This is a genomic window from Patiriisocius marinus (genome assembly GCF_008974325.1).
Classification (GTDB): domain Bacteria; phylum Bacteroidota; class Bacteroidia; order Flavobacteriales; family Flavobacteriaceae; genus Patiriisocius; species Patiriisocius marinus.
In genome coordinates, this window is sequence record NZ_BKCG01000005.1 from 208,069 (window position 1) to 222,497 (window position 14,429).

The 14,429-nt window shown below is 35.1% G+C and carries 13 protein-coding genes; all 13 read right to left on the reverse strand.

Annotated elements, in window-relative coordinates:
• Position 1: 1 nt before the first annotated feature.
• Positions 2 to 1,357 (reverse strand): APC family permease, encoded by a 1,356-nt coding sequence (locus tag GBH57_RS10930; protein ID WP_151674526.1) that lies wholly within the window; start codon positions 1,355 to 1,357, stop codon positions 2 to 4.
• A 1-nt stretch (position 1,358) separates the two neighbouring features.
• Entirely contained in the window at positions 1,359 to 1,652 is a 294-nt protein-coding gene (locus GBH57_RS10935; RefSeq protein WP_144782601.1) for a phosphoribosylpyrophosphate synthetase, read from the reverse strand.
• A gap of 1 nt (position 1,653) precedes the next feature.
• Positions 1,654 to 2,487 carry a universal stress protein gene (locus GBH57_RS10940; RefSeq protein ID WP_151674527.1) on the reverse strand — a complete coding sequence of 278 codons (834 nt, stop codon included), beginning with the start codon at positions 2,485 to 2,487 and terminating at the stop codon, positions 1,654 to 1,656.
• 25 nt (positions 2,488 to 2,512) lie between these two features.
• A complete protein-coding gene (locus GBH57_RS10945) occupies positions 2,513 to 2,998 on the reverse strand; it encodes a YybH family protein (RefSeq protein WP_144782597.1) in 486 nt (161 codons plus the stop codon).
• A gap of 20 nt (positions 2,999 to 3,018) precedes the next feature.
• Complete coding sequence (locus GBH57_RS10950) at positions 3,019 to 3,567, reverse strand: ion channel (RefSeq protein WP_151674528.1); 549 nt, start codon at positions 3,565 to 3,567, stop codon at positions 3,019 to 3,021.
• 574 nt (positions 3,568 to 4,141) lie between these two features.
• Positions 4,142 to 4,690: a DUF3347 domain-containing protein gene (locus GBH57_RS10955; protein ID WP_151674529.1), complete on the reverse strand. Its 549-nt coding sequence runs from the start codon at positions 4,688 to 4,690 to the stop codon at positions 4,142 to 4,144.
• A gap of 23 nt (positions 4,691 to 4,713) precedes the next feature.
• Complete coding sequence (locus tag GBH57_RS10960; protein ID WP_151674530.1) at positions 4,714 to 5,169, reverse strand: heme-binding domain-containing protein; 456 nt, start codon at positions 5,167 to 5,169, stop codon at positions 4,714 to 4,716.
• Positions 5,170 to 5,772 (reverse strand): DUF3347 domain-containing protein, encoded by a 603-nt coding sequence (locus GBH57_RS10965; RefSeq protein WP_151674531.1) that lies wholly within the window; start codon positions 5,770 to 5,772, stop codon positions 5,170 to 5,172. It lies immediately after the preceding gene.
• Between the two features lie 31 nt (positions 5,773 to 5,803).
• Positions 5,804 to 8,254, reverse strand: a complete 2,451-nt coding sequence (locus GBH57_RS10970) for a multicopper oxidase domain-containing protein (protein ID WP_151674532.1) — start codon at positions 8,252 to 8,254, stop codon at positions 5,804 to 5,806.
• A gap of 65 nt (positions 8,255 to 8,319) precedes the next feature.
• Positions 8,320 to 8,886, reverse strand: coding sequence for a helix-turn-helix domain-containing protein (locus tag GBH57_RS10975; protein WP_151674533.1), 567 nt, complete (start codon positions 8,884 to 8,886; stop codon positions 8,320 to 8,322).
• 3 nt (positions 8,887 to 8,889) lie between these two features.
• Positions 8,890 to 10,107 (reverse strand): TolC family protein, encoded by a 1,218-nt coding sequence (locus GBH57_RS10980; protein ID WP_151674534.1) that lies wholly within the window; start codon positions 10,105 to 10,107, stop codon positions 8,890 to 8,892.
• Complete coding sequence (locus GBH57_RS10985) at positions 10,104 to 13,856, reverse strand: efflux RND transporter permease subunit (RefSeq protein WP_151674535.1); 3,753 nt, start codon at positions 13,854 to 13,856, stop codon at positions 10,104 to 10,106. The genes GBH57_RS10980 and GBH57_RS10985 overlap by 4 nt, the downstream gene beginning before the upstream one ends.
• A gap of 108 nt (positions 13,857 to 13,964) precedes the next feature.
• Positions 13,965 to 14,384 (reverse strand): HYC_CC_PP family protein, encoded by a 420-nt coding sequence (locus tag GBH57_RS10990; protein ID WP_151674536.1) that lies wholly within the window; start codon positions 14,382 to 14,384, stop codon positions 13,965 to 13,967.
• Between the last annotated feature and the right edge of the window lie 45 nt (positions 14,385 to 14,429).

Genomic DNA, 14,429 nt, shown 5'->3' on the forward strand with positions numbered 1-14,429 from the left:
TTTACATTTTCATCATTCCCTCATCATCCATCTTCATTTCCATATGCATGTTACCATCACTATCAGTATGAGATTTCATAAAAAGGAATTGAAAAAGGAATATAAGAATGATACCTATTCCTGCTACTATAAGCACGAAGGGGTCGTTTATATATTTTAAATAAATGAATGCAGATAAAATAACTACATCCATTACTATTGCTATTATAGGAATAACTGGATTAAATTTTACTTCTGTTCTAAGATGTCTAAATAGTCCCCAGTGAATTGCAATATCCATTATCAGATAAAAGATTGCACCTATGGAAGCTATACGAGTTAAGTCAAACAAAATAGTCAAAAGTATTGCCAAAGAAACCGTGAAAATGAGTGCTGGATTTTTAAGTTTTTGAATGATGTTTAAATTGGGCACTTGTTTCATACTACTTAACATTCCTAACATTCTTGAAGCGGAATATACACTAGCTATTACCCCAGATACCGTAGCAATAATTGCAAGAATAATTGTTAATATAGAACCCCATTCGCCAAATATTGGTTTTGCTGCCGCCGCCAAAGCATAATCTTTTGCTATAATTATTTCTTCAACACCTAATGCTCCAGCAACTGATAAGGCCAAAACAACATAAATAATGGTGCATATAACTATTGAAATAATTATGGAACGCCCAACATTCTTATGTGGATTTTTAATATCCCCTCCCTGATTCGTAATAGTTGTAAATCCTTTAAAGGCAAGTATAGATAAAGCCAAAGCAGCTATAAAACCGAAACCTTCGGGTAAGGATTGACTACTACTCGCTACATAATTCCCCGTGATGGTCGGTAAGCCTGAAATAATCAATCCTGAAACTGCCAACAGTACAATGCCAATTACTTTAATAATTGCTGTAAACGTAGCCGTAGTTTCAATAATCTTGTTACCGGATATATTTATAATGTAAGCGAGACCTATAAGAACCACACCTAATACTGCTGCATATCCTGAATATTCCTGTGGAAATAGTCGCAATGCATAAGCTCCAAAAGTACCTGCAACTAAACTCTCTGCAACTACCATAGACACGTACATTAATAATGAGAAAGACCCAGCAGCAGTACCTGGTCCATACGCTTTTGTTAAAAATTTTGCAACACCTCCAGATGAAGGATACGCGTTTGAAAATTTTACATAAGAATAAGAACTGAACCCAACCACGATGGCACCTGCAATAAAAGCAATGGGAAACAAATCGCCTACCAACTCTGCTATTTGACCCATTAAGACAAAAATACCAGCACCTATCATCACGCCTGTGCCTAATGATACAGAGCCTATTAATGAAAGTTTTTGATTATTTATTTTTGGTGGTTTCATTTTATCTTAATTTTTTTCGCATAGCTTCGGAAATGTTCTCGGCATAGACACCATAGGCATCTACTAATAAGCCTTTAATTCCTTTTTTAGAAGATATAGCGTAAAGCACACTATTGTCGTCGGTACTGCTCATACCTTCAAAGCGATACATCTTATCAACCTCAAAATCTTCTGGGTGTAATTTTAATTTTAAAGAATTGCATTCTATATGTCCCGAGCATATATTGAAATCATAGGTATAGCCATCAGCTTTTAAACTGTTCATAGCCTCTGAAAGAGTATCGTAATTTTTCATATTATAGATGAACTGTCATCACTGGTTTTTTTGAATGATTCGTTACATCTTCGGCAATACTCTTTGAAAACATACTTGATAATCCCTTTCTGCTATGGGTATACATTACAATTAAATCTACATCAATGGATTCTTCAAATTTTTGGATACCACTTTCTACATTAGTTTCACTATAAACGTGCATCTGATAGTTTTCCAAGTTTGGGAAATGCTTTATGAAATCTTTAATAGGCTCCAAACCATCTTCAACGCTATTAAAATCTGTTGTTGTGTTGATGTTTAACAAGTGTATTTTTGAATTACATTTTTTTGAAATTTCTTCAACTGTTTTAAATGCATTGGAAATATCTTCCTTAAAGTCTGACACAAATGCAATATTTTTAAAAGGAAATATTACTTCATTTTCCTTAACAACCAAAATAGGCACACGAGTATTCCGAATAATCTTTTGGGCGTTACTACCCAATAATTTACTTAAGAATCCTTTTTGAATACCTTTACTTCCAGTTACAATAAAATCGTGATGAAAATCGTGAGAATGTTCTACAATTGCTTGATTGTCTGATACAAATTGTAAAAAGGTTCTTGATTTTAAACCCTTATGTTCTGCCTCCATATCTAATGCTCTTAATTTACTTTTGGCATCACCTATTGCTGCAAGCGTATCAGGATAATTACTTTCCTTTTCCTTATCGAGTTTTACCCAATCTACAGGTGTATGCAATTGATGTAAAAAATGAATTTCGGATTTGAAAAGTGTTGCGATTTTAATAGCCAGTTTTGCTGCTTTATCGCAATTATCTGAAAAGTCTGTGGGCACTAATATGTTTTTCATAACATCTATTTAACAATCAATTGAATTATAACTTTTTAAATGAAGTATGTGAGTGTATGATTTTCCATTTGCCTTCTATTTTTTCTAAAATAGAAGTAGCAACTCCTTTACTTTTAATGGTTCGCTCCTCTGTCCCTTTAGCCTTGTCACCTTTTAAAACTATCTTATACAGGTAATTTTCAGTTGTATATGCATACGGTAAATTGACATTTGCATTAATTTTATAATCTGAAAATGTAAAACTTTTAAAGTGACCTAATTCTGGACCTAGATGCCCATTAATGTACTCTTTATAAGTGCCCTCTACTTTACCTTGTTCAAAAATTGTAGCATCCTCCGTAAAAAGTTCGAAAGTACCGTCTGTAGTCAGGTTTTGAATGGCATCTTTATACGACTTCATCACTTCTATGACCGCTTGTTCTTCTGTATCCACATCGGCATTTTGACTGTTGATTTGACTAGTCACAAATAACAATAGCGTTAATAATGTTGTAAGTTTTACTGTTTTCATACTGTTTTTTCTTTAAAGGGTTATTTATTCACTCTAATTCTATTCACATTTGCGATACCAAAAACCAACACGAAAAATCTAAGTAATACCTCAAGTGTTACTAAAATTTTAGCAGGAACCGTTATTGGAACTATATCTCCAAATCCTACAGATGAAAATGTAATAAGGCTGAAATAGGATAAATCGAAAAATACCGAGAGTCCATTATTTCCAATGCCATTGTTGACTTTAAAATGAGTAGGGTCCAAAAATTGTAATGCTGTAAAATCTATTGCAAACGAGAATATAACCAACACAATCAAATATCCGAACAGCACCAATACGTGACTCAAGAGATGACTTTGAGCAATTATTTTCATCAACTGATTAAAGGACAAGGCTATAATAAACCCAATTTTAATCAATGTTAAAACTAAAATTATAATTGTAACGTAAGACGCATCAAGACTAGGCATAGCGTACAGTTCGACTACCGAAGCGATAAGCAGCACTAATAGCACATACTTAGAACCATAGAATAGCTGCCCATAAAACGCAGTTGTAGTTTCTATGTCTTTTTCTTTACCCATTCATTAATTAGTTAACTATGATTTTTCATCAAAGGTCTCTTCAATTATATTATTCTTTTAAACTAATATCTGTAGCACCAATGCACCGCCAATTATTGCTATTAATATTGCATACACTAAATAATTGAACCATTTTGCAAAAGAGCTCTTATTTTGGGCTTTGGCATTATTAGTATTACAACAATTCTTCATTCACTTTACATATTTTTTGATTGTGATTAGTAAACTGAAATCTTTATTTTATACTTAAAAATGTGGGGCGAACTAGTATTAAACGATTAACCACTTAAGTCTTTCATCTCATAAAATCAGATACTCTTTACTATTTTTTTTTAATTAATACATTGTGCCTAAAAAAGAGAAAGGGTTTACTAAACCAACCAATGAAAAGAACATCCCTTTCTCTTATTAGGACTTTAATTTGTGCTTGAATTGGGAAGTAACTAACACTAACCATCAATTATTTTTCCTTCCAAAACAGGACTTTTTAACTATTCAGATATCCTTATCATCTCTCAACTTTCTGTTAACTAATAAACCAGAGTATTGAAAAGATTTCTATACAAGGGACTATCTATTGAATAGTTTTTTGAACTTTTCCACACTTCAACATTGAGCTTCCATAATAAGGATTTCTAATTTCTTCACTTGTGCTTAACCAAGCACTCCCTTTATCATACATTGGGCAAAATTGTTGGTACAATGTGCTTTTTGACCCTGTAATAGCTATCATATCGGTAATATCCTTACTCAAGATCTTAAAATGCTCTCTTTGGTGGTCTATGGCACTTTCAGCAATATGTTCTGAGTGTTCAGTAGCATCTTCTATAATGTCGGTTAGCTCCTTTTGCTGATCTTTTGTGTAGCTACTTTTATCAAATGATTTAAGAGAGGCTACTAGTTTAGTACCTGCTTGTGCGGCTTTTTTGGTGTCATCTCCTACTAGAGCATCTTTCAACATAAAATAATCAGTAAGAATTACTTCTGTTTTGGCATCTCCCATTTTCATTTTACTATGATCCATTTCCATTTCTCCGTGGTTCATTTTTTCTTTTTCCTGTGCATTAGTAAAAGAAATTGTTAACAATAGCATTGCTGCTATACTCATTTTTAAATTTTTCATTTTCCTTAATATTTAATTATTATTTATAAACTATCCTTTAATTGTGTGATGAAATTGATTATTTCATTCGTTTCTTCCTTTGAGAACGTTGCGTCTTTATGAATTAAGGTGTAAGAATCTAAAGGCATTTCTCCGCTTTCTATTTGTTTAATAATTGATCGAAGTTTACTTTTCTTTCTTCGGTTTGATAACGAATCCCATTCGTTGAAATTTAGTTCCGCTTTTCCTTCTTTAATGTGACCTTCTAAAAACCAGGTAAAAGGTTGCACTTTATTATACCAAGGGTATCGGGTGTTATTACTATGGCAATCATAGCAGGATACTTGCAACTTTTTTTGAATAGTTTTAGGTACATTATTAACCAACATAAAATCGGTTACTGGGACAATATCGCTTTGGTTGCGTTCTGTGGGTACAAATTGAATTCCCACAAGAACGACCAATGCGATAATTGCTATGATTTTTATAGCTTTTTTCATTTAGTTAATTTCTCTTTGCACTTTACCACATTTAAGCATTTTGCTACCATAGTATGGGTTTGTTACTTCTTCATTCATACTTAACCAAGCTGAACCACCGTCAAACATTGGACAAAATTGTTCGTATAATTTTGTTGTTGTTCCTGTAATTGCTACCATATCAGTTACATCCTTGCTTAAGATTTTAAAGTGCTCACGTTGGTGGTCTATATCATTTTTTGAAATATGCTCTGAATGCTCAACAGCATCTTCAATAATATCCTTTAAATCTGCTTTTTTAGCATCTGAATAATTTGAAACATCAAGATTTCCTAAACTTTTAGCAAGGGTTGCACCAAGGTTTTTTGCCTTTACATTATCGTCTGCGACCAATGCATCTTTAAGATTGAAATAGTCATTTAAAATAGCTTGTGATGCGCCATCTCCATTCATTGCCATTTTCTTGCTTTCTCCATCGTGATGTCCATCGCTATTATCGTGGTTCATTTCTGAATGATTACCATCTGAGGTATTTTGTTCCTTTTTTGCGTCTTTGCAAGACACCGCTGTTACCGTGATAAATGCTATTGCAACTATACCTATTGTTAATTTTAGTTTTCTCATTACTATTTGTTTTAGTGTTAATATTATTTACTTAAAATCTTACGGATAATCCTCCGCCAGCTCCAAAGCGGTTATCATAACTTCCCATTAACGAGAAATTTCTAGATAGCATATATTCGGCTCCTGCACTCCATACGGTTTCTGAAGTAAAATCTTTATTCATAGGTAAATCATCTACGAAACCTAAATCTATTTGGTATTCATAATAACCGAATACAGACAGTTTAGGGAATATCATTATACTGCGTCCTACACCAATTCTTGGTCTTAGTTTATTATCGACACGCACATCTAAATTGAATAAGTAGGGCGTTAAATAACGCACACCAACAACTGCTGTAGTACTAAATTCATCTAAGCTGTCTGGAGATTCATTTTCAATATTAACTCCTCCAAAAACTCGTAAATAATCGTGTAGATAGCGTTCATATGTAAATTCTCCTTCCATATTCTCATTCCAGCCATATTCAAAAGAGGCATTAAATTGATTTCTAATATTCGAAGTCAATAAATTAAAACCTGTAGTATGCGATGCAACATCTGCCATTCCCCAAGTGTACCATTTATTAGTTTCTTCAATGATTTTAGAAGCTGGAAATTCATCCATTCTTGGGTCTCTTGGCGTATCATAAGACACTACTCTTGCCATACCACCCATCATATGATATAAAATGTGGCAATGGAAAAACCAGTCTCCAGCCTCATCGCCATTATTTCCATAAAATTCTATGGTCATTTTTTGCATTGGTGGCACATTTACCGTGTGCTTTAATGGCGAGTATTCACCATTTTCATTAAGTACTCTAAAAAAGTGACCGTGCAAGTGCATTGGGTGGTGCATCATCGTCAGGTTATTGAATGTAATGCGCGTTACCTCCTTATTATTTATTTTGATATTATCAGCCTCAGACAATGGTACACCATTCATACTCCAGATGTAACGATTCATATTACCAGTAAGATTCAATAAGATTTCTTTTACAGGAACATTCTTGTCGTAGGTTGTTTTCTCTGGCGACTTTAAATAATCGTAATTGTATTCGGAAAACATATCCATTCCTTCTATCTTCATTCCCGGCATAGAATCCTCTTTCTTCATATTCATTCCAGACATTGTTTTGTCTTTATTCATATCCATTCCTGCCATATTAGAATGGTCCATCTTACCCATTGCTATAGTATCTTTTGACTTATTCATATCCATTCCAGATGTTTTTGAATGATCCGTCTTCATACCTTTCATTTTAGAGTGATCCACTAGCATTGAATCTTTAGGCATTTCCATTTTAGAATGATCCATTTTCATCTCTCCATCCATTTTCATTCCCTCCATTTTATCCATCTGCATCCCGTATTCCTCATTCATCTCAAAACGCTCATCCTTACCTGGCTGAAATTTTAAGGCGTGTGCACCCATTTTCATATCCATTTTAGCCATTTTTTGCATCATCCCGATTTTATCTGGTCGAGCAACATCCATTGCAGGTAAAATTGTACCATTACCTATAAAAGCAGATGCTGTACCAGAACCATCTTGTGCAGTAATTCTAAATTCCATCTTACCTTCTTTTGGTACCGTGACAATAAAATCATACGTTTCGGCTACTCCTATAAAAGTTTTATTTCTTTCTACAGGAACCACATCTAATCCATCTGAAGAAACCAGTACAGGCGTTTCCCCACCAAAAGTCATCCAAAAAGAGGTAGAAGCTCCTCCATTAATCATTCGTAGTCTTATTTTTTCACCAGCTTTAAATTCTGGATAGTCAATGCTTTCTTCTCCATTAATTAAAAATGCAGGATAATATACATCTGCAATATCTGCACCTTCCATACGCTGTCTCCAAAAATCTAATTGCGCACCAAAAGCACCTCGTGCGATTACTTGATTTAGTGGTGTAGCTGTTCCTTTTTTAATGCCATACCATTCGTTGCCACGTTTTAAATTACGCAATACGTTCATTGGCTTTTCATTAGTCCAATCAGAAAAAACCAATACCAATTCTTTATCATAATCCAACACTTTTTCTTTAGGCTGAATTACAATGGAACCATAAACACCGCTTTGTTCTTGTAACATTGTATGCGAGTGATACCAGTAGGTTCCAGATTGCTTGATAGGAAATTCATATTTCTGTGTATGGCCTGGTTCTATAGGTGGTGTATTTAAGTAAGGAACACCATCGTAAAAGTTAGGAAGTAAAAGTCCGTGCCAATGCACCGATGTTTCTACACTCATCTCGTTCTTTACATAAATAATTGCATATTCTCCTTCGGTAAATTCTAATGTCGGACCAGGAATGGTTCCATTAACGGTCATTCCCATAACGTCTTTTCCTGCTTTATTTACGGTAGCCTCTCGTAAGGTGATGGTGTGTTCTCTTATAGGAAGGTTATTTATGTTTCCTTCTAACTGTACTTCTTGAGCAAAAACGCCCGTTGTTAAAGCAAGTAGTAAAAGAAATATCAATTTTGTTTTCATAGTTATCTTTTTTTATAAAAATACTGTTGGTTAACAGCTTGCTATCTATTAATTATGGTTGGTATTTACACAATTCGGTCTAAAGGATTCCTAAAATTTTGCTTGTTGTCTTTGTACTCTGTTAAGCTCATACCTGTCTCATTTTTAAATTGATTACTTAAATGCGTTAAATTGCTATAATCAAGTAGTTGTGAAATTTCTGTAAAGTTGTTTTCTTGTAATTGTATCAGTTCTTTTACTTTTTCTATTTTCAATTTGATAAAGTATTTTTCTATAGTTATACTTTCATTAAATGAAAAAATCTTACTGATTTTTGAGTACTCAATATTCATTGTACTTTCTAAATATTTAGAGAGTGTTTTCTCTAATTGTAAAGGTAATTTTTGCAGTAATTTGATGAGTTCAATTTTAGTTTGTTCTACTAATTGCTGGTCTTGAGCAAGTAGAATTTCAAAGCCATTGTTTTCTAAGGCATCTTTTATATTTTGAAAATCATCTTTAGATTTCTGTTCATAAATTATAGAGCCCAATTCGATATGTTTTGACTGAATACCCAATGCATCGACATCTCTCTGGATTGCTTTAATACAGCGATTACAAACCATATTTTTTATGAATAATTTCTTTTCCATCGGTTAGTTGATTAGGTAATTAATCAATGCAGATTGTATGTAATACATCTGTATGGATTCCACCTGATTCAACTCAAATTTGAGTTGTAGCTCTTGAATATCCAGCACGTCGTTAAAATCGATAGTTCCCGTTTCATAATTCTTGATGAGAATTTGTTCGGCATCTTTAGCTTGCTTTAAATTTTTAGCTTGTGTGTTGTATGCTATTCTGGACTGATTATGTTGGGATATCGCTTTCGCGAAAGCTGACTCCAGCACATTTAATCGCTCATCCTTTTGCAAGTTAATTTCTTGCTGTCGCAGTTCATTTTGCTTAGAAATAGATTTATACCGATTATTAAAAATGGGAATAGAAACAGAAACCATAGGCATCAAAATATCTTTACCATTATCGCTAGGAAATGCATCTGTACGCTCACTAACAGGTAAATAATCCACGCCAAAACCTATCGTAGGCAATCCTTCACGCTGATTGAGTAACTCTGATTGCGCTACAGATTCGTAAAGTTTATCGTACTTGAGTAATTCAGGATTTAATGCTAAACCTTCTAAAGTTTTGATTGAGTCTATTTCTGGAATATTCATCTCTGTAGGAATAGTAATCAGGGCATTTTTTTCTTTATTTAATAAATTATTAAATACAGTTTGCTCTGCGATAAATTCTTCTTCAAGCACTTCTTTTTTCTGTTGCATTTCGTTCTGGCGTATTTGTAAACGCAGTACATCTACCGCACTCGCTTTGCCCACTTCTACAGATGTTAAAGCTAATCGCTCGTAAGTATTTAAAAGCTGGATATTCTCTTCAAGTACTTCTTGCTTTGCTCGAATGGCGTATAGTCTATAATACGATTGAGAAACAGAAAGCGCTAACTTTCGTTTTGCAATCGCGATTTCCACATACTCGGTATCTGCCATAGAGGTGGCATAATTTTCACGTGCTGTTATAGTTCCAAACCAAGGCAACATTTGTTTTACACCTATACGTGCTCGTTGCGCTCCTGTTCTGGTTTCTGGTGTGCTCAAAAAATAGCCTGCGCTTATCTCTGTATTAGGAATCCAGTCAGCCTCATTTACTTTTTCTTCGGCTCTATTATAGCGCAATTCAAAAGCCTGAATGTCTGGGTTATTAGATTGTGCCTCGTCTATGTATGCTTGTAATTGTTGCGCTTTCGCGAAAGCGGAAACAAACAAAAGACAAAGAATTATTAGTGTATTTTTCATTTGTTTGCTCTTTTAAGTTGAAATTCTTTTTTCCAGCTATACAATACTGGTAGTAGAAAATAGGATGTAACATCTATAATCATCCCACCAAAAATAGGTATCGCCATAGGTATCATTATATCACTACCTTTTCCAGTAGACGTAAGGACTGGAAGTAAAGCGAGTACGGTTGTAACGGTTGTCATTAAACAAGGTCTAATACGTTTTCCAGCTGCCTCTAAAGTAGCAAGCCTTATCCCTTTTTTAGTATCTGGATTTTTACTTTCAAAAGATTGGTCTAAATAAGTGGCCATTACCACACCATCATCTGTAGCAATACCAAACAGCGCTATAAACCCTACCCATACGGCAACACTTAAATTGATAGTTTTCATATTAAAGAGGTCTCGCATATTCTCGCCAAAGAGACTAAAATTGAAAAACCAATCTTGACCATATAACCAGATCATTATAAAGCCACCAGCAAACGCCACAGCAATCGCAGAAAAAACCATCAACGACGTGGAAACTGACTTGAACTGGAAATAAAGAATCAAGAAAATTACGAGTAGGCAAAGTGGAACTACAACCGCTAAGGTTTTTTCTGCTCTTAATTGATTTTCATAGGTTCCCGTAAAGCGATAGCTTATACCTGAAGGAACAACCAATTTTCCCGTATCAATATTTTCCTGAATTAATGCCTGTGCATTCTCTACAACATCTACTTCGGCAAAACCATCGAGTTTATCAAATAGTACATAACCAATTAAGAATGTGTCTTCACTTTTAATGACTTGCGGTCCTTGTTCGTAACGAATGTCTACTAACTCGCCTAATGGCACAGGATTCCCTTTTTCAACCGGAACATAAATTTTTTTTAAGTCGTCTTCATTACCACGTAATTCCCGTGGGTAACGTACACGAATACCATAGCGCTCGCGACCTTCAACAGTTTGTGTAAGTGGCATTCCTCCAACAGCTACTTTAAGAACCTCCTGCACATCCATTACTGAAATACCGTATCTGGCCAATTGTTCTCGCTTGATATCAATAAGTAAATAAGGTTTCCCAACAATACGGTCTGCAAAAACAGCTTGTTCTTTTACACCTTCGGCTTGTTTTAAAATACCTTCTAATTGTAAACCGAAATCCTCAATCGTTTTTAAATCAGGACCCTTTACTTTAATTCCCATAGGCGCTCGCATTCCCGTCTGTAGCATCACGAGCCTAGTTTCAATAGGCTGTAATTTGGGTGCAGAAGTAACTCCTGGGAATTTGGTCACCTTAACTATTTCATTCCAAATATCATCTGGGCTATTGATGTCTGGTCGCCAGTTTCTGTAATACTCGCCATCGTTATCTTCAATTAAATCATCCCGGTTTGCAGAAGTCTGTAGACTTGCTTTATCATAATTTGCATTTTTCTCAACTTCGTTATTTGGATTTACGATGAACTTATTATTTTTGAGGACAAAAAATCCGTCATCATTTACCTGATAGCGTTGTCTTTCACCATTCTCGTTACGTATATATTCAGATTTATACTGAATTACATTTTCATACATAGAGAGTGGAGCAGGATCTAAAGCAGAATCTGTTCTTCCAGATTTACCTACTACCGTTTCAATTTCTGGAATGCTTGCCACTGCCATATCGAGCTGTTGTAGTACACGTTTATTTTCTTCAACTCCTGCGTGTGGTAAGGATGTAGGCATTAATAAGAATGAACCCTCATTAAGTGCTGGCATAAATTCTTTACCAGTATTACGCATAATCAAAAACCCAAACGTCAATACCGTTGCTGGAATAATTAAAAACAAAAGTTCATTTTCTAATGCCCAGCGTAGTATTCTATCATAATACATTCTGAAAATAGAGAATACACCCAGCAGTCCGAAACAGATAATAGATACAAATATCAAATTGAGAAAAATGCTACGGTCAAAACCTAGCGGTCTCCAGTATTCGGCAAGAAGTATGACTATCGCAATACAGGAAATAATAATATGAATGAGATTTGCTCGTTTTGCTGTAATAATCTCTCTCACACTCAAAATTGCTACGACACCAAAGGCAATTAAAATAAGTCCTAGCCAGTAGCCGAAAATAATCGCCGTAACGCCTAGAATGATGAGAACACTATTGACAATGTATTTAGTACGTTCTCTAAGAGTATTATTTCTAAAAAGGAAAGCAGCAACTGGCGGAATTATAAATAGAGCAATAACTAAAGAGGATGCAAGTGCCATCGTCTTTGTAAACGCCAGTGGACGGAATAATTTACCTTCTGCACCTATCATTGTAAAAACGGGCAAGAAACTGATAATCGTTGTGAGTACCGCAGTTAAGATTGCGCCAGAAACTTCAGCAGTAGCGTTGTAGATTATTTCGTTTGTGGTGTATTCTATACCGCTTTCGCGAAAGCGTAACTTCTCATCTTCCAAATGCCGAATCATATTTTCGGCAAGTATGACGCCTACATCCACCATTGTACCAATAGCAATAGCAATTCCTGATAGTGCAACAATATTTGCATCTACATTAAAAAGCTTCATCGCGACGAAAACCATCAATACCGCTACAGGTAATAATCCTGAAATTAGAATGGATGCTCGTAGATTAAATACCATTACGATAATTACTAAAATAGTAATGAGTATTTCAAGAGTAAGCGCTTCGTTAAGTGTATGAAGTGTTTCCTCAATGAGCTGTGTACGGTCATAGAATGGAACAATAGTTAATTGTGAGGTGCGACCATCTGCTAATATTTTAGTTGGAAGTCCTGATGATAATTCGGCAATTTGATCTTTTACATTATTAATGACTTCCATTGGGTTTGCGCCATAGCGAGCTACCACAACACCACCTACAACTTCGGCACCTTCTTTGTCTAGAATACCACGCCTTGTTGCTGGTCCTAAATGAACATTTGCAACGTCCTTTATACGAATAGAAGTGAAGTTTTCTGAATCTACGACTGCATTTTCTATATCTGCTATCGATTTCACATACCCTAAACCACGCACGAGATATTCGGCTTGGTTAATTTCTAAAGTTTGAGCACCGATGTCTTGATTGCTTTCCTTGACAGTTTTTGCTATCTGGGAGAGACTTATGTTATATTGACGCATTTTTTCTGGGTCAATATCCACTTGGTATTCCTGAACATAGCCGCCGATAGATGCTACTTCTGAAACGCCGCCTGCAGAAGACAATCCATACTTCACGTAATAATCCTGAATACTACGTAATTCTTGCAAATCCCAACCACCAGTAACATTACCGTCTTGATCACGACCTTCGAGTGTGTACCAAAATATTTGTCCCAATCCCGTTGCGTCTGGGCCCAAAGCTGGGTTGACACCTTCGGGCAATAAATTTGCAGGAAGCGAATTGAGTTTTTCAAGAATGCGGCTACGTGACCAATAAAACTCTACGTCTTCTTCAAAAATGATATAGATACTGGAAAACCCAAACATAGAAGAACTACGAATAGTTTTAACTCCAGGAATACCCAGAAGTGAAGTCGTAAGTGGGTAGGTGATCTGGTCTTCGATATCCTGCGGAGATCGCCCTTGCCATTTTGTAAAAACAATTTGTTGATTTTCACCAATGTCTGGAATAGCGTCTACTGCAACTGGATTGGTAGGTAGAAAACCTGTGTCCCAACTAAATGGTGCGTTTATAACTCCCCAACCTATAAAAAGAGTTAAAAGAAGTACCGCTACAAGTTTATTTTCAATTAGAAATTTAATCGCCTTATTAAGCATACGATTTGATTATTAGATAGTTGAAATTGTGCGAAGTAAAAAATACCGTACACGAGATTCAGCCCACTACAGTATAACTGCTGGGCTTTGTTTCAAAAGTCTAATAGATCAAATAAGAAAAGTCTGGTGCAACACTTGCACGTCCTGTTTGACAAAGGGCGGCGAGTAAGCAACAAAAGGAACATCTGTAGTTGCGGTTCCTTCAAATAAATTTAAATAAGAATATGTAAATGAGGCAACAAAAACTTGTTGCTCGAAACTGAGTGAATCAAAAGAAACCTTTAAATCATCTTGCCCTTGCTTAACCATTTGCTCATCAGAGCAGCAAGACTTTTTAGATAGTGTTGGTTTCTCACAAGAAACAGTTACTTGTGCTTTCTCCATTCCGCAAGTTTCTACTTGTTGAACAAAAGAAAAATCAACAAGTATATCTCCACAATAATGCATATCCACAGTAAACGACATCGTAGTCATAAGAACTACGGCTGCCATAAAAACTGCCATTGATTTGTGGATAAATTGTTTCATTTGATACAAAGTTAAAAATTTATTTAACATTGAAGCTGTCTTTAA

Bases quoted from the DNA above. Each gene is read 5' to 3' on its own strand.
- GBH57_RS10930 (WP_151674526.1), bottom strand. From the start codon at position 1,357: ATGAAACCACCAAAAATAAATAATCAAAAACTTTCATTAATAGGCTCT.
- GBH57_RS10935 (WP_144782601.1), bottom strand. From the start codon at position 1,652: ATGAAAAATTACGATACTCTTTCAGAGGCTATGAACAGTTTAAAAGCT.
- GBH57_RS10940 (WP_151674527.1), bottom strand. From the start codon at position 2,487: ATGAAAAACATATTAGTGCCCACAGACTTTTCAGATAATTGCGATAAA.
- GBH57_RS10945 (WP_144782597.1), bottom strand. From the start codon at position 2,998: ATGAAAACAGTAAAACTTACAACATTATTAACGCTATTGTTATTTGTG.
- GBH57_RS10950 (WP_151674528.1), bottom strand. From the start codon at position 3,567: ATGGGTAAAGAAAAAGACATAGAAACTACAACTGCGTTTTATGGGCAG.
- GBH57_RS10955 (WP_151674529.1), bottom strand. From the start codon at position 4,690: ATGAAAAATTTAAAAATGAGTATAGCAGCAATGCTATTGTTAACAATT.
- GBH57_RS10960 (WP_151674530.1), bottom strand. From the start codon at position 5,169: ATGAAAAAAGCTATAAAAATCATAGCAATTATCGCATTGGTCGTTCTT.
- GBH57_RS10965 (WP_151674531.1), bottom strand. From the start codon at position 5,772: ATGAGAAAACTAAAATTAACAATAGGTATAGTTGCAATAGCATTTATC.
- GBH57_RS10970 (WP_151674532.1), bottom strand. From the start codon at position 8,254: ATGAAAACAAAATTGATATTTCTTTTACTACTTGCTTTAACAACGGGC.
- GBH57_RS10975 (WP_151674533.1), bottom strand. From the start codon at position 8,886: ATGGAAAAGAAATTATTCATAAAAAATATGGTTTGTAATCGCTGTATT.
- GBH57_RS10980 (WP_151674534.1), bottom strand. From the start codon at position 10,107: ATGAAAAATACACTAATAATTCTTTGTCTTTTGTTTGTTTCCGCTTTC.
- GBH57_RS10985 (WP_151674535.1), bottom strand. From the start codon at position 13,856: ATGCTTAATAAGGCGATTAAATTTCTAATTGAAAATAAACTTGTAGCG.
- GBH57_RS10990 (WP_151674536.1), bottom strand. From the start codon at position 14,384: ATGAAACAATTTATCCACAAATCAATGGCAGTTTTTATGGCAGCCGTA.